We start from the raw sequence: 17,166 nt of genomic DNA on the forward strand, positions 1-17,166 counted from the left end.
ATAATTGAATTCAACTATTCATCTTCTGATTATTTTCATCCCGCCAATGACGGGATTGTCGGAAGACCACGCTATCGTAAAAGATAAGATATGTTTTCATTGTTCCATTGTCAGGTTGAAATAAATGGTAATCGTTTCGTTGTTTCAGTAATTCCCTTAGTTCTTTCTTCAACGTATCGGTATTATACCATGTATACGTGCGTTTGTGGGCATAAAACCCTAAATACAGTATGTAGCTGGTAAAAAGTATTACTGTTAATAATTTAAGGCTTTTCTTTCTGATCCTGTTATACAGAATAACACCGTAATAAGCCAATATAAATCCTATTCCTATCACTGCAACATAGGCATATCTATCGGCCACAATGGCAAAGCGTGATAGCGGAATGATATGCAAAGCCAGAGCGATATGGATGGTAAAAAATAAAAATCCGAAAGCCATCGGCCATTGCCTGATAAACGTCCATAATGATACCGCAATAACTAGTATTATTGCCGGATACACCAACAGCCAGTTGGGTAACGGATCTCCGATAGCAGAAGGAAAAGGATACAGGTAGGATAACTTAAACGGGAAAATGATTTTGAACAGGTATTCCAGATAAGCATAAGAGGCATAAACAATACGCTGCCATACTGGGTAATTGTCATGCCCGGCAAGAAATCCTCCTCCGTCGGTGTACTGGGAATAGATGGTGACAATCCCGAAAATAATGGATAACACGAAGAACGGCAGGGTTGCCATCCATGCCTTCCTATCTGATAGCTTCCGGTTCAATAACCAGTATATCAATAGCATCCATACCGGGAAAACTACCGCCTGCTCTTTTCCCAGAAAAGAGAGAACGTATAATAAGAGTGTGTATATGTAAAACCGTGCTTTCGCGGTTTCCATATAACGGAGAAACGTGTAGGTTGCCAGTAAATAGAAGAGGGCATATACCAATACCTTTGATGCGCTCATCCATGCAACCGATTCAACATTGAACGGATGAACGCAGAATATAAGGGAAGTGATCAATGAAACCGGCGGAATTATTTTAATATCGATTTTTCCGCTTAAAGTAAGCAATTTCTCTATTACTAAGAATACCAGGCAGGTATTGATGATATGCAGGATAAGACTTGCCAGATGAAAGACAAATGGATTATATCCGGCCACAGAATATAAGATCAGGTATAAATATTCATTAAAAGGGGCATATTGTCCATGATAGAATTCGGTAAGTATTCGCCATATATTCTGAAATGTGAATCCACCTTCAGTATATTGGTTCATCACGACCCATTGGTCGTCCCAGAAATCGAGCAACTGATTACTAAGGATCGGGTAATATATTGCCAATGCAGAGATTCCCAGTATTATGAAATACAAGTAGCGGAAAGAAAAGATAGATGGCCTTTGTGTTTCCATAAGGAAAAGAATTACGTTTTCATCCTATCGGACCGGCTCGTTTTTGGTTATTTGCCTCTTCCGGCACTATTCATCTGTCATTGCGATTGTGATAAACGCTTTTATCTCAGTATTGTACTGATAGAGGGCAAATATGGGATATTATTTTGATTATTACAAATATTTTTTTATGTTATCCAACATATTTCACCTTCATCTCTTAACCATCAACAGAGGCATGAAAATAAAGATGCCGATAAAAGACATGATCAGGCCTCCAATAGTGCCGGCGGCCAGCGGGAACCAGAAGCCTTCTTTCTGCGTGCCGACCAGAAAGGGGATAAAGCCGAGCACGGTGGAGATAATGGTCAGGAAGATGGGGATAATCTTCGCGTTCCAGGCTTTCAGGTATGTCCGTAACGGGGAGAGGCGGGGCCTGCGCCTTCTTATCCGGTTGTATTCGTCCGTGATATAAATTCCGGCGTTGATGGTGATACCCGACAGGAGGATAAACGAGGCAAAGCCGCCCTGGTCGAAGTTGAGCCTGAACCAGTAAAACGTCAGGAAAATACCGATAAAGGATACCGGGATGATGAAGATCACGGCCAGTGGCTGTTTCAACGAATTGAACAGGATGGAGGAGGTGAAAAATATGATCACGATCAGCAACCCTATCAGCCGGTATTGCTTGTTGTTTTTCTTGCCCCAGCCCCAGTAACTGTCTTCCCTTTGCGCCGTATAACCCATCGGGAGCCGCTTGTTGAACTCCTCGATCTCCCTCTCCAGTATTTTCTGTCCCTGCGTGTTGGAGCCGATATAATCGTATTGCAGTACCAGACGGTATTGCTGGTTTTCCTTGCCTACCTCCTGCGGCGCCTGCCCCCGGGCAATATCGGCCACTTCGTTCAGTTTATAGTAGCGATCGCCTACGTGACGCCCCAGATGCTGTAATACCCAGATATCATATTCCCTTGCCTGCCTGCCGGAGAGGATGATATCTTCGTTTTCCCCGTCCATCACCACGGAGCCGATCCACATATTCCTCGCAAAGACCGGCTGGAGTGAGGAGAACAGTTCGCCGGGTAAAATATCCCGCGCTGCAAGTTGTTCTTTTTTCAGGTCGAATAAGAACTCATGATAATCGTCCTTATACCACGAAAAATTGGAGTTGACGATCACTTCCCGGATGCGGCGATAGGTAAGTAACCGTTGCTTCAGGCTGTCCGTCCATGCCGACAACTCATCGTAGTTATATCCATAGAGCTTTACCCTGTATTGTCCGGCCATATCCCGGACCTCGTTGCTGAACCCCTGGTCCTGCAACCCGTACACGCCCCAGCTGCCGCCGCCCAACTCCAGGGCTTTACTGATCACATTGCTTTTCAACTGGTAGGGAAAGCCGCTCTGCTCGGCTTCCTTCCGGAAAAAGACATTGATTGAGGCGCGTCGCGCGTTGGGGATGCTGGTCTGGAACTGGCGTATCTCAGAAAAGCCGCTCAGGTAACGTTCCATCTTGACAACCAGGTCGTTCATCTGTGAAAGAGTGGTGCCGTTGGGCATTGAAGCGGTGATGGTGAGCACCAGTTCCTCACTGCGGGTGAAGTAACTTCCCTGGTAGACTTTCTCCACGAACAGCCGCAGTGTGCCTCCCAATGCCTTGGCTACCAACGGTTTGATTTTCTCCTTGTAGGTGGCGCTCCCCAATATTTCATTATACTTCAAAGCGAAGGGGGTCTTCTTTTCTATCTTGTCCGGCAACATGAAAACCGGAAACCCGAATAACAGGACGATGGAAGTGAAGGCGATCCATTTCCTGCGGGACAACAGCAGGATCATTTTTTCATAGAGGCGTGTGAGCCGGATGGCGATCCGACCACGGGAAAGATAGCGATGGCGAAAAGCGGCAAGACGGCCGGAACGGCCAAAAAGGCGGAATCGGGAAAGGAGGCGGAATCGGGGCGCTCTCCTCTTCCTGTGCCGCTTTGTAAGCCCTATCCGCTCGACTAAGGCCGGGACGAACAACAGCGCCACGAACAACGATACCATCAGGTTGATCATCACCACCGCCGCGAAATCCTGCAGGTTAAGCCGTATCCGTTCATCCAGCAGAAAGATCATGGACAATGCGCCGATGGTGGTGACCGTAGCGGTCAGGATAGGCATAAAGGCATTTCTGTCCCCCTTGTGCATAATATGGTCGGTCATGATGATGGCATTGTCGATGATCAGGCTCAACGAGATGGTGATGCCGGCCAGGGAAAACAACTGTATCTCCAGTTTGAGCAGATAGTAGAAGATGACGGCGATAGCCAGGTCGACAAAAAGACTGGCGGTGATCAGGAAGAGGTAACGCCCGTTGCGGGTGATCAGCAGCACGAAAAGGGTGAGGATCAACACGGTGAGCCCGCTGCGGAGATAGATCTTGTTCAGTTCGGCCTGGATATAGTCGGTGGCATCGTAGCTGGCGTGTATCTGGTAACCGGCCGGGAGCGATGCTTCCAACTCCCGCATCGTCCTTTTCACCTGCTCGTTCAGACGCAACTGGTTGGCCGACTCTTCCGCCGTGAGGTTGAGGTAAACGGAGTTGAGCCCGTTGATCCGGTAATAGCCCGACGGTTCCCTTTCGGCATGATGCACCCTCACCAACTGGTCCAGGCGGATAAGGGCGCCATCCCTGTTCGCCACGTGGATGACGGTGGGGTCGAACCGGTTCTCCTCGGCTGTGGATGCCAGTGTGACGCGGATCCATGACGGGGCACTACCCTCTGTTTTTGTCTCCGCCATCCCCAGGAAATCGGTGGAGTAATACTGAGATACGGCTTGCATGATATCCGTCACGGTCACGCCGGCAGATTCCAGTTGCAGGTAGTCATATTCCAGTTGCCATTCCATGGGACTGGCACCGGTCACGTCGATCTTGTACAATCCCTTGATATCGCTCAGTGCCGTCTTGATCACGTTCTCCGTATAGCGCTGAATAACGATGGGGGTAGCTGCCGAATTAATAGTGTAGGTCATGAAGGGACGGGCGGCATTGTCATCAGGACGGTTCACGGAGATATACGGATAGGTTACTTCCCGGGGGAGTTCCGGCCATGTCTGGCGGATGATGGTGGATACTTCGAAGCGGGCCACGTCGATGGGCGTGTGTTTGTCGAGTTCGAGGGTGATGCTTCCCCAGCCATTCCCGGAGGTAGAGTACATATTCCTGATCCCCTTGATTCTGGCCAGCATCGACTCCAGCCGGGAAGTGGCCTCCATCTCCACCACGCGGGAAGAATTCTGTGGCATATTGAAACGTACCGTAATGCCCGGCAGGGTACGCGAGGGCGACAGTTTTACGGGCAGGAGCGGGACAAGGGCCACTCCCACGATTGCCAGGCAGACAAACGCGATGATGACCGTGAAGGAGGATATATGTTTTTTTTCAGTACCAGTCATTCCGCATCCCTAATTCAATATCCGTTATCATTTGCCTGTCAGGCTCCAATCGAATGTGTCGGCGATAGGCGTCCGTTTCTCAAAGTCGAACAGTGTGAGCTTGCGTATCTTGAAATAGCTCTGCCAGTAATTCTTCAGGGCGGAGATATAGTTCCGCTGCGCTTCCTGGCGTCGGTTGGTGGAAAGTGTGAGGCTGTTGATGTCGGCTTTCCCGATGATGAACCGTTCACGTGTCTGCTCATAAGCGAGCTTGGCCAGGTCCATCGCCTCCTCGGCGCTGCGGATAAGGTGCTGCTGTATGGTAAAGTCGCCCACGGTCATGATCACATCTTCCTCGAGCCGTATCTCATTCTCCTGGGCGGTGAGGCGGGTGATGTTGAGGTTGCTTTTGGCCATGTTGTAGCGCCCTTTCCTCACACCCCAGTCCACCAACGGGATCGATAGTGTGAGAGAGACTATATCCTGTTGCAGCGGATTCCGGTACGCATTTCTGAAGGACTCCGCCACCTGGTTGAATCCCACGCTCGCGGACAGTCCCGCGTTGAACCACGACTCTATTTTTGCCTTTTCCACGGTCTGTTCCGATTGCAGGATCTGCTGTTCGGAATCCAGGTATTGCGGGTTGTTTTCTTTGGCCAGCGTCAACGCCTCATCCTCGGTGATGATCACCTCGCTGGGGTATCCGGGCAGTTTGAGGGTGATACGCGTGTCTTTCTCCAGGTTGAGGTATGCGGCCAAGGCGAACATGGTTCTTTTGAGGTTGATCTCCGCATTTTGCAGGCTGTTCTGTGCGTTTACCCTGTCTAATTTCAGGGTAAGCAGGTCGGCCTGTCCAATTGAGGCGATCTTGTGCTTTTGCTCACCGATGCGGTAGAGCGTGTCGGAACTGGCGAGGTTTTCCATGGCCAGTTCGTATTCGGCTTGTGCCATGGCCAGATCGAAGAAATAACCCGTGGCCGTTTCGGCTGTCTGCTCCAGTTGATGGATCAATTGTTTCTGTGCTTTCTCGTATTTCACGGGAGCGATTCTCTTTTCCCATTTGAAAGGGTTGTATCCGATCAGGTTCTGTCGGTAGCCGACGCGGATGGGGACGCTGGAGAACTGGCTGTAGGTTTGTTCACCCAGGTTACGGATATGTCCCAGTTCCGAGTCGATGAAGAAAGTACCGCCGGTGATGTCCAGGTTTTGCTGTGCCGCCAGGTTGCCGTAGCTGTAAAGTGATTGTTGGCGGCGGTAAATATCGATATTCTGTTCGGAGTCGTACCGGCGAGTGTAGTCTCTGTTATAGCTGACGGGAGTCAGGTAGAGGGAGAGCGATGGCAGCCGGTCCGCCTTGAATGAACGGTATTCCCAATGGCTGGCCATGTAGCTGTTCTTCGCCCGGAATGCCGACAGCGAACTGTCGTTTGCCAACCGCACCGTTGTCTGCAGGTCTAACTCGATATGCGTCTGCTGGGCGAGAACGAGGTGCGGGAGAAAAATCCCCACAACCAGTATGATATATGTCAGGGCAGAAGGTCTCATGTTTTTTAAATTACCAATTACCAATTACTAATTACCAATTACTAATTACTAATTACTAATTACTAATAATCAATTCTTCACTCTTCATTCTTCATTCTTCACTCTTCATTCTTCATTCTTCACTCTTCACTTTTCATTCTTCACTCTTCATTCTTCACTTTTCATTCTTCATTCTTCATTCTTTACTCTTCATTTTTCATTCTTCACTCTTCATTTTTCATTCTTCACTCTTCATTCTTCATTTTTCATTCTTCATTCTTCACTCTTTCCTATAGATAGCCCAATAAAGCAAGGGGATCAGGAATATACTTACAACAGTCCCGATGGTCATTGCGCTGATCATGGCTATGGCAAGGGGTTTCTGTAATTCCGAACCGATATCGAAAGTGAACAGGATTGGGATCATGGAGAAGAGAGATGTGAGCGATGTCATGATGATTGCCCTGAGCCTCCTTACCCCGCCGGTATGGATGGCTTCCATGAGTGGCATTCCCCCTTTCCGCAACTCATTGATCAGGTCTATTTTCAGGATGGAGTCGTTAAGGATAATGCCGACTGTCACCACGATACCGATGGCGCTCATCAGGTTCAGAGAATGTCCTGTCAGCCAGAGCACAACCAAAGCGAAAGCGATATCGATGGGAATTTCGGCCAATACGATCAGCGGTTGCAGGAAATTCTCGAACTGGGAAGCCAGAATGAAATACATCAACAGGATAGATATCAGCAGGATGATCACCAGTTCTTTGAGCATTTGCCGGTTGGCGAAGAAATTCCCGGAGAAGATGACATCCCACGAACCCTCCTGCCGCACGGTTTCCGCGGCTTTTTCCATCAGCTTCCCGGGCTGATCGGTATGGTGATAATAGAGGGGGATGTATTCGCCGTTCTTTCCGGCAATGATGGTCTTTATATCCTCTCCTGGGGTCAGGCTGACTAATGCAGCCAAGGGTACACGGATAGGTTGCGACCTGTCGGCCGGATAACCATATAACAATGTCTGTTGCAGGACATCCTGAATGGATTGTTGTTTGCCTGCAATGGAGATGGGGAGGTACTGCTGGAATGAGCGTAACACCGCCACTTGGTTGTCCCTGAACGCCGTTTTTAATGTCTTTGACACCTCCTGTTGTGAAACGCCGTAGAGCAGGAGCTTCTCCCGGTCGGTGGTGATCACGAACTGGTGTTCGAACGGCACGTTTTCGGCCTGTTCACCCGTGGTGGTCTCCAGAATGGCTTCCATTTGCCGGATGGCGGCCGGTTCGGGGATATCTTCCCTGTTCTTGGGATAGAGTTGCACGATCATCTCGGCTTCGCCCGTATCGAATATCTTCTCGAATATGTTCTCCGGAGGGGAAAAGGTGATTACCGCCTCAGGGTAATGATGGCGCACCCAATCCGATATTTGGGTTTCGAGTGATGCGATTCCCGAGGGTTTGTCGCTCTTCAGATACAACTGGGCCTCGGTAGCGGTCAAGTCGTTGTCCTTGTCCAACAAGTACTGCCGTTGTCCTACGTAGGCAGCGCTCTCCACCGCATGTGCTTTCGTTGTCTGAAGCAGTTCCGATATACGGCGCGCATTCTCATCCACATGGATGTTTTCGTTCCATTCCACTGTGACGATACTTTCCACATAGCTGATCTCGGGCATGCTCGTCTTGGGCATTGCCTGAAAAAGAAGCGCGCAGAGCGGAATGGCGATCACCAGTAAGACAATAAAGAACATCTTGTGTTTGAAGACATAATGGATCCCTTTGTCGTAAGCGGGAAAAAGTACCCCGTCGATTTTCTTTTGCGCGGCAGCAAAGAACCCTTTCTCATTTTTCTTGGCGAGTTTTTTCCCGTAAGCAATTTTATAGAGTACCGGCAGCATAATGATCCCGGTGAGATAGGATACCAGCATGCCCATGGTTACCGCAAATGCCTCAGCGGTAAAGAGGGCACCGGCAATTCCGCTCATAAAGACAAGCGGTACGAAAACGGAGATGGTGGTCAGCGTGGAGCTGAAGATGGGCATGATCACCTCCTTGGTCCCTTTCTCGCAGGCTTCTTCCAGCGGGTATCCCAGTTTCCTGTATTGGGTGATGACATCGGTCACCACGATGGAGCTGTCTATCATGTTCCCCAATGCGAGGATCAATCCCGCGAGGGTGATGATATTCATCGACTGGCGGAAGAGGAAGAAAAAGATAAAAGTAGTGATCAGCGCGGTGGTCATACTGATGCCGATGATCAGGGGTGATTTTCCATCGCCCAGGAACAGCAAGGCGACGATGAACACCAGTATAAAGCCGCGTATGAGGTTCTCCTGGAGGTTGGAGATGGTGTATTCGAGCAGTTCCGTCTGGTTCCTGTTCACGGTGAATTCCACGTCGGAGTAACTTCGTTCCAGGTTGTGGAGCGTTTTGTCCAGCGATTTACGGAGATTCTTCATGGTTTCATCCGCCTGCTTGATCACGCCTATGGTGACAGCCCTTTTCCCGTTGATGAGCGACATCCCTGACTCCGGTTGCCGCGCGACCTCAATCCGCGCCAAGTCTTTCAGTTGGAAGAGACGTCCCTCCTTCCCTATGTAGATATTCCGTAGATCTTCAGGGGTGCGCAGCAGTGAGGAGAATTTGATATTATATTCATAATAGCCGTCGCGCACGATCATGCTTCCCGGTTCGATGTTATTGGCAGAGAGCGCGCTCTCTATATCGCTCAGGGTGATCGATGCCGATTCCAGCAAGGCGGGATCAGGTGTGATTTGGAGATGTTTGTACATTAGCCCCGTCATGTCGGCCATCGCTACTTCGGGCAGTTGCTCGATACGGCGTTTGACCACGTTGTCGGCAAATTCCGACAGTTCGAGGAATTGCTGTTCGTCGGTGCCGGCGTAGGGGATATCGTTTTTCAGGGTGAGGTTCAGGTAGAATACGGGCAGGTCGGTCGCGCTGGCCTTGATCACCCTTGGGCGGCGGAAATCGCGCGGCAGGTTGTTCATGGCGGCATCGATCTTCTCGTTCACTTCGATAAATGCCAGGTCGGTATCGGTACCGTAATCGAATTTCAGCCGGATAATGGCCGATCCGTCGCGTGTCTCGCTCTGGATATCCCTCAGTTTTCCCACCTGCATCAACTGCCTTCGCACAGGTTTCACCACCGTGTTCTCCAGTTCGCGCGCCGAGGTGTTCTCACCCGACACCTGTACGGTAATCTCCGGAATGGCAATATCGGGCAGCAGCGACACGGGCAGAGTGTTATAAGTGATAATCCCGAGAATCACACATGCCAGGAACAGCATTAATACCGATACGGGCCGTTGCAGTATAGCTTTTATCATTGTTAATCGATTTGCTGATTTGCTGGTTTATTGATTGGCTGATTTCAGCGTTATCGTCGCATCTCTTAAATCATCAGATTAATCATCCGTGGCGTTTGAGTCTCCTGTAGTATCCCGGGAATCGCCACTCCTTTGTATCTCATCGATCACGGTGACGGGTGACTCATGTGCCAGGTTGATATTGCCGCTGGTGATGATCCGGTCGCCCTCCTTGAGTGTTTCGCCCGTGATAGTATAGGAGGAGGCATTTTCCAGTCCGGTCTGGACGTAATTCCAGAGGGCTTTTCCGTCCTGCAGCGTAAAGACCACCTGCTTGCCTGTGCGCAGGACAACCGCGCTTTTGGGTACGACCCATTGCTTGCCTAATGAACGGAAGATGCTGACCCGCACGTTCATCCCCTCCACCATGCGTTCATGGTATCCTACCGATGCTTTCACCTGTACCATCCCGTTCTTGTCCACCCAGGGGTTGATCTCCGAGACGCGCCCCTCTATTTCCACGCCGGGCATGGAGAAGGGTGTGACTTTTATCTTGTCGCCTGTGCGAATCATCACCAGTTCGTTTTCCATCACGGTGAAGGTCGCTTCCAGGCTGCGTGTGTCGATGATATTGCAGAAGATCGCGGAAGGGGAGGAGAGAGTATTGGGTTTGGCGAAGAGGTTGGCGATCACTCCGCTGATGGGGGCGGTCAGCGTGGCCTGTTCCAGGTTATATACCGCCATGTCGTATTGAGTTTGTGCCGTGTTGTAACCGCTCTTTACCCGGGCCAATTCTTCCACTTCCTTGGGCACGGCTTGCGGGTTATCGAGCCTGTATCCCTGTCCGATCAGCACGTCCTGGTATTCGAGTTTGCTCCTGTCGAGCGCATCTTTGGTCTGGTTCAAGGCGTTGGTGAGGGAGTAGGTGTGCAGTATGGCGATGGGTTGTCCTTTTTCCACGCGGGAGCCGTTTCTGACATATATGGCGGCGATCACTTCAGCGGTGAGGAATTTCAGTTCCGCCACATTTTGCGCCGATATCTTGCCATTACTGACCAGTTCATGTTCAAAATCGACCGCGGTGAGGGTCATGGTGGTTACTTCGGCCGGCCGGTCCGGAAGTAGTTGCTGGACATTGTTTTCGCTATTTTTGTCCTTGTCAGCTTTGCATGCGGCAAACAAGGAAATGGAGAGTGTCAGGATAAAAATATGGTTGTGCTTCATTATTGCAAAATATTGGTGAATAAATTTATTCCGGACAAAATAATATGTTTTTTTTGAATGATAGCTCTTTAATGTCATTTTTTACTTTACAAGTCAAAACTTACCAGGGACACATCATGGTCGGGATCCCGCATTAACGCGTATCCTTTTTTATCATTATCTTCAATCACAAACGAGATGATTCCCCTTTCAAAAGAAAACAATTTCACAGGATCTCCATACCAATCAAATGCCGCAATTTGATGATACTCATTTTCACCGCGCCTGTCACTATAAATTGTATATATATATTTATCGGTACAGGCAATACTGGTGATTCCGTGGATGGAATTCGGGTCTACTTGCACAAATGGATACATGGTGTCTTTTCTTTTCGGGGGAATATAAACCGGTTCAAAAAAGCGTTTTGTCTGCAGAAGTGTGATCCTGTCCGAACAGTCAAAAATTTCGAGAATACATCCACCCTGAGTTGCGTGTGCGAATTTTTTTCCATCGGTTTTGGTGGCAAATCTCCCCAAATTAGCAAAATAAGCATGTTCAACTCTCACAAACTCCTCCGGTTCATTTAATTTGGGATATTGGTTGTAAGTACTGATTGTGTCATCAATATTTGTCTTTATAAAGCGATACGAGGTGTCGTATGAGTTATTATATGCGGATAGAAATTCATTGTTTCCTAAAGAAAAGAACATCTCGCTTCTGACATTGCGTATTTCGGGAGGAAGCATATAGTCTTTTGTGTTTACGGCTATTTCATTTTCGGTATAATAGAGGGAATATTCCGTCAGTTTGAATTGTCGCGTATCATAGAAAAAAACTTTATTTTGGTTTCGATCTGTTGAAAAGCCAGAAACCGGCAGTATTATTTCTCCCGGCCCTTGTCCTATCTGTCCGAAACTTCTGACATGATCTCCACTTTTTTTAGAGAATAAATGAAACGGATGCTCATTGATATCCGTTTTACCGGAGCATATTATAAATGTATCGATAAAGTTTATCAGACCTGTGTCGAAAATAAAAGAATCGTTCAATCGTTTGGTTACTACTTCTTGTGTCTCAGGGAAGACGGGAGGGAAATACGCGTCTGTCGAGTCATCTTGATTTTTGCATTGTAAGAAAAACAAAATGAATAAGACACATAAGATATAGTTATAGTTCATTTTCATACATTCTTTCTTAAAATATAAGACATATAAAATCAAGCCTATTCTCATAAATTTTTAGAAACTGTTTTGAATTTTACGAGTAATTATTTTACGCTTATTTTTCCACTCTTTCATATTGTTTTTAGCCATTTTTTGCGCCTTTGAACTTTCATTTCTTTTAAGTGGCCCGCCACATTTCAATAAATGAAAATCCAAATCCATCAAAAAATGGCTAAAAAACAATGGATGAAAAAATTCAAAACAACTTCTTATTCTCGAAAAAACAGGCTTAAATTTCAGTAAAAACACATTTCAAAGATACAATTTATCTACAGTCTTCAACAGGAGTCCCACAAACCCCACATTTACCTTTCACCGAATAAGTGTCGCCTTGACTTTGACTCTGATGTAAAGCCCCACATGCGCAACATCTATAAAAGCAATAAGATGATGATGATCCTGTGCAAGTCCCTCTTATCTCATTGGCATTACTCTCTGCCAGTGCCTCCACATTACTTAGAGCCAGTTCTGAAAGACCGGCATTGTTTCCCATATTCACGTTCACTCCGTAAGCTGCGGCTATTAAGAGTGTAAGGGTAAATACCCCCCATCCCATAATAATTTTTTTCTTCATACTCCAATGAATTAAAATGTTTTATGCATTATTGCAACTGTAAATGTAGCTGAAAACTTGGTTTTGACCAAATTTCTTAACTCACTTATAACTCATTTTTATTAAGGTGCTGAGAAAGAGTGTGTATTGTTTCACACCTTTCAACTCTCTTGTGCAAATAAACAGAAAAAAGAATGATTTCCCAACAATTGATTTGTTAAGATTCTGTTCGAATTCTGTTTTCACAGGGGAGCGGGAATCCTATTGTCCACGTTTCTTTTCCTTGTATCATTTTTTATTGCAATTATAAATCACAATGCTGCAAATTTATGAATAAATCGTAAATGAAAAATTGTTCCGTAAAATATTAATCTTAAAAAATGAAAAATACTATTCTTATTGTTGTCTGGATATGAGCCGCCACTTTAATTGTAATCCATTGAATGGTTTAATTTTGTCGTAGTTTTCCGTAAAACAGGTAATTGTTGTCGTTTTCATCGATGGATTCCAGTAAATCTGTTAACTTCTTCCGGTCTTTTTCTATAAGTGTTTTACTCTTATCCAGGTGTTTTGTCAAGTGTTCGGCCAATTCACCGGGATCGACGTTCCACACGTAGTATCCGTTATGGAATGAAGGCCATCCTTCGACGGGTAAGCCTGCCAAGAAATCGTTGTAGAGCTTATAAAACCCACCTTTGAGTGTTTTTTTGTCCACAATGAAATTAGAGGGGTGTTCAGTAATAGTAATGTTATCAGACAATTTCTTCTCGACAGTTACATCGCCAATAAAATGGCGGGGTAGTTCCTGATAGGAGTGTATTTTCCACGCCCTGTCCTTGAAATCAAGGGTAAACTTTGGGTCGAGGCTGTTTCCTACCATATTATAGTGGTAGAGGCTGTCGGGGCGTTGTTCGAAAAAGGTGAACAGGGAACAGTCGAATTCACGTGTGTTTTTATTTGAAAGTACTTCGTTGCTGAAGTCGGGCTGTACTGCCAGATGTCCGGCCGGAATAGAGTCAATCATATTTCCGTTGAAATCCTGTGTCCATGCTACTACGGGACTACCGGCAAAGGGGAGCAGGAAGACCGATAGAGTCGATTCTTTGTTGTTAACGCAGAATTTTCCTTTGGGAGCCGTGTACTTCAGGGGAATAGGTTCCAGGGCATTGCCCTGCAGGTCAAAGCGTAACAATTGATTACTTTGCCACGGTAGAATAAAGATTTGTGCGGTTTCTTCATCCAACCAGTCGTCATACACGTTCAGGTATTCATGGGGGCCCTGTCCGTAAGAGCCGATCGTAGTGATAAATTCACCCTTTGTATTGAATAGTTTATAAGGGTTCTGGCGATTATTCCGGATTAAGACATGTTTGTCGGTGACAATGGAAGAAGAATTTCCCACAAGCGCTTCATTCCGGTTATCGAGCCGTATCATCTGAAGATCTTCCACAAGATAACTTAACGGTATCTCCACGGTGTCTTTTAGTTTAGTCAGGTCGCAGGCGATCAGCTCTGAATTATGAACCATCACTTTTTCGGCTACTACATCCAATTCGGCTACTACGTCCAACTGGTCGAATGCGGAGTTCCTTGTGCTTTTGCCACAGGAGAATAGACAGAACAGGGGGATAAAAAACATTCCCGGAAAATGAAAAAATAATTTGTGTTTCATATTTATCTGTTTTTTAATAGTGATAGATAGGTGCAAAGTTAGGTTTGATACAAGGTATATGCAAATAATCAGGTGGACAGAAAATAAAACTTTGTGATCCGTAAGACTTTTATTTTTAAGTGTTTATGTTTTTTATTCCATAAATAGAGGCGGACAATAATCTCTCTGAATCATTTTTTTACGATTTTGTCGTAAAAAATGTCTGTCAAGAAAAGTGGTGACCAGTCATTGCATCTGTTGTAAAACAGTATCCAAATTCAGGCTATTATCAGCGATTTGGAATTTCTCGGTTTTGATGCGGTATTTCCGTTTTGTGACGGCTGCCTTGGAAACGCAGTAGATATCTGCCAGGTCCTGCATATTCACATTGATTTTCAATAGGCAGCAAAAACGCACATCGTCGTCCGACAGGGTGGGGGCGTGTTGTTTCAATTTGTCCAGAAATTCGGGATATGCATCCCGGATACCGTTTATCAGTTCCTGCCAGTCGTGGGGGGTGATCTTTATTTTTTGCTGTTCGTGATGGTTGTGTTCTTCCCGGTTCCATGAAGGTAGTTTGTGGAAAAAACTGATCTTTTTGAACAGTGATTCCCTGAGTATCGCTTCTTTTTCACGTAAAACACTTATTTCTTGTTGTTGTTTGAGTAATAAGTTTTCATGTTGTAGCCGGATCATTCGGTTTTCATGCGCCGTTTTTTCATTTTTCCGTCTATTGTTTACACGAATAAAATAGAGGACGATCAACATAAGAAGAAGGAGAAAGGCACTCATCAACAGATAAAACTGATGTTCCCTTTGTTTGATCTTTAGCCGGTTGTTTTCATTCTCCAATTTCTCCTTTTCATATTTCTGCTGCATATCAGCGGAATGGATCCCGGATAAAAATGAGTTGAAGATCCTTTCGCTGTTTTTTGAAAGGTTCAACGCGTCGGCATAGCGGCCCTGTTTTGCTTCTGATTTACTTAAAAAGGCATAGGCAAGATCCGCCACATACTGGTTGTCTCCTTTGATGGATAGCTGTGCGTAGTGCCGCGCGGAGTCGTGCATATCCAGCTTGTCGAACAGGAGTGCCCTGTACAGGTTGACGGCAGGCACCTCCTGCCGGTTCCGTTTGACCTGCTGCGATTTATTCTTATAGTGTAACGCATCCTCTATCCGGTTGTCTGACTCGTAAACTCCCGAGACAATATTGAGGATACTGGCTTCCATATCCCGATCCTCTCTCTCCCTTATCAGGTCGAGTACCTGCCTATAGGTTTCCAGGGACTGTCCGGTATTCTTATTGTATTTATAAGCCTCCGCAAGGCTTAACAAGGAGTGGATAACAGAGAGGGAATCGTTCGCGGCGCGGGCATATTGCAACCCCTCTGTCTGGGTTTTTACCGCTGCCTCTGCATCTCCAAGGTAGAGGCAGGAATAACCGGCCGCTCGTTTATAACCGGCTTTCCTGTCGTTATCGTTTCCGGCCGGAATGGATTTTACTGCTTTATCGAAGTAGAGAACGGCCGAGTCGTGCCTGGCATTGCGGTAGTGGTATAGTCCGTTATAATACAGGGCTTGGTGCAAACCTGCGGAATCATTATGATTCAAATAATATTGTGTGGTGGCATGGATGATAGAGTCGGAACTGAGTTTATTGCCAGACCGCAGCATACTTTTTATGAGAATCAGGTCATATTCGGCTTGTTCGGCTGTGCTCAACCGCTTCACATTCTTTATTTCCTCCAGTTTCATCAATGCCTGTGAAGGGATGGAGTCGGATAAACGGGCTGCTTCACTCAACACTTCGGTGTGATGTTTTCTATTCCGGCAGGCCGTGAATAGCAGGCAGAGCGGTATAATGAGAAGGAGGAGTCGTTTCATAGGTGAAATCTGGCAAGCCGCAGATGACAGGCAAACAAAACTGGTCGATGGAAAGGTAAATTCCACGTTTCACTCAACTAAAAGCAGAGGATTGTCATCTTTAAATCTTTTTGACCTGCAATAATATTTTTTATTTTTCTCTAAGTCAAAATATTGGGTCATCTCAATGTGATTTTTCTTTAACAACCATTTCTTTTGAGAAAGACGCATATTGGTGATCTCGTACTCCTTCTTAAAAATATCCATAGCAATAGAGTCATTATCCTGGGAGGCTTGAAGGGATTTGAAAGACCGGCATTGCTTTTCATACCTCTGTTCACTCCATAGCCTGTGGTTGCAAGGAGCGCAATGGGAAATATGGCTGATAAAATTTTTTTCTTCATATTCACGAATATAAAAGATTTTATGCGTTATTGCAACTGTAAATGTAGCTGAAAACTTGGTTTTGACCAAGTTTTTTAACTCACTTTTAATTCACTTACGACCACAGGGAAGGTTGATAATAATATAAAAATACTTTGTATTCATGAGTCCCGCAGATTTTATGATTGAATAATTTTGCCTTTTTTGCGCCTTTGAACTTTCATTTCGTTTAAGTAGCCCGCCACATTTCAATCAATGAAAAACCAAATCCATCAAAAAATTTCTAAAAAACAATGGATGAAAAAATTCAAAACAGCTTCTTAAATCTTGGAACTTAATTAAGGTAGTACATCACTAAGAAAGGATTTCCGTCTTCCCTGATTGTCTTGAATCTTTTTCTCAAATGATCAACTTGGAGCGGATATTTTTCTTCAAAGTTGTTGTATGGGTCTTTTCCATCCCAAAATCTCTTAATCTCGGCCGCATCAATTATGGTATAAATAGTCTTTTCATCGAAACCAATGATATTCCCAAAGGAGAAAAAATAGGCTCTATATGATTTCGTATGGGTAAATTAGTTTTTCTACTTTTGCAAAATGGATTCATTACAATTATTTACATTAG

At 46.0% G+C, this 17,166-nt stretch carries 10 protein-coding genes; all 10 read right to left on the reverse strand.

Annotation, left to right across the window (positions count from 1 at the left end; all coding sequences use genetic code 11):
• Positions 1–10 precede the first annotated feature (10 nt).
• The 10 genes from D7D25_RS14830 to D7D25_RS18080 all read right to left on the reverse strand — a co-directional run bounded on the left by D7D25_RS14830 (position 11) and on the right by D7D25_RS18080 (position 16,632).
• Positions 11–1,414: a hypothetical protein gene (locus D7D25_RS14830; RefSeq protein WP_122969711.1), complete on the reverse strand. Its 1,404-nt coding sequence runs from the start codon at positions 1,412–1,414 to the stop codon at positions 11–13.
• A 192-nt stretch (positions 1,415–1,606) separates the two neighbouring features.
• Positions 1,607–4,834, reverse strand: a complete 3,228-nt coding sequence (locus D7D25_RS14835) for an efflux RND transporter permease subunit (RefSeq protein ID WP_122969712.1) — start codon at positions 4,832–4,834, stop codon at positions 1,607–1,609.
• A gap of 27 nt (positions 4,835–4,861) precedes the next feature.
• Positions 4,862–6,358, reverse strand: coding sequence for a TolC family protein (locus tag D7D25_RS14840; protein ID WP_122969713.1), 1,497 nt, complete (start codon positions 6,356–6,358; stop codon positions 4,862–4,864).
• 259 nt (positions 6,359–6,617) lie between these two features.
• Entirely contained in the window at positions 6,618–9,683 is a 3,066-nt protein-coding gene (locus D7D25_RS14850; protein WP_122969714.1) for an efflux RND transporter permease subunit, read from the reverse strand.
• A 78-nt stretch (positions 9,684–9,761) separates the two neighbouring features.
• Positions 9,762–10,886, reverse strand: a complete 1,125-nt coding sequence (locus D7D25_RS14855; protein ID WP_122969724.1) for an efflux RND transporter periplasmic adaptor subunit — start codon at positions 10,884–10,886, stop codon at positions 9,762–9,764.
• An 86-nt stretch (positions 10,887–10,972) separates the two neighbouring features.
• Positions 10,973–11,917, reverse strand: coding sequence for a BF3164 family lipoprotein (locus D7D25_RS14860; RefSeq protein ID WP_255417335.1), 945 nt, complete (start codon positions 11,915–11,917; stop codon positions 10,973–10,975).
• A 439-nt stretch (positions 11,918–12,356) separates the two neighbouring features.
• Positions 12,357–12,665: an NVEALA domain-containing protein gene (locus D7D25_RS14865; RefSeq protein ID WP_122969715.1), complete on the reverse strand. Its 309-nt coding sequence runs from the start codon at positions 12,663–12,665 to the stop codon at positions 12,357–12,359.
• 427 nt (positions 12,666–13,092) lie between these two features.
• Positions 13,093–14,316 (reverse strand): 6-bladed beta-propeller, encoded by a 1,224-nt coding sequence (locus D7D25_RS14870; RefSeq protein WP_122969716.1) that lies wholly within the window; start codon positions 14,314–14,316, stop codon positions 13,093–13,095.
• A gap of 225 nt (positions 14,317–14,541) precedes the next feature.
• Complete coding sequence (locus tag D7D25_RS14875) at positions 14,542–16,179, reverse strand: hypothetical protein (protein WP_148038949.1); 1,638 nt, start codon at positions 16,177–16,179, stop codon at positions 14,542–14,544.
• 69 nt (positions 16,180–16,248) lie between these two features.
• Positions 16,249–16,632 carry a hypothetical protein gene (locus tag D7D25_RS18080; RefSeq protein ID WP_158602637.1) on the reverse strand — a complete coding sequence of 128 codons (384 nt, stop codon included), beginning with the start codon at positions 16,630–16,632 and terminating at the stop codon, positions 16,249–16,251.
• Between the last annotated feature and the right edge of the window lie 534 nt (positions 16,633–17,166).

Source organism: Proteiniphilum sp. X52 (genome assembly GCF_003712195.1).
Taxonomy (GTDB): Bacteria; Bacteroidota; Bacteroidia; order Bacteroidales; family Dysgonomonadaceae; genus Proteiniphilum.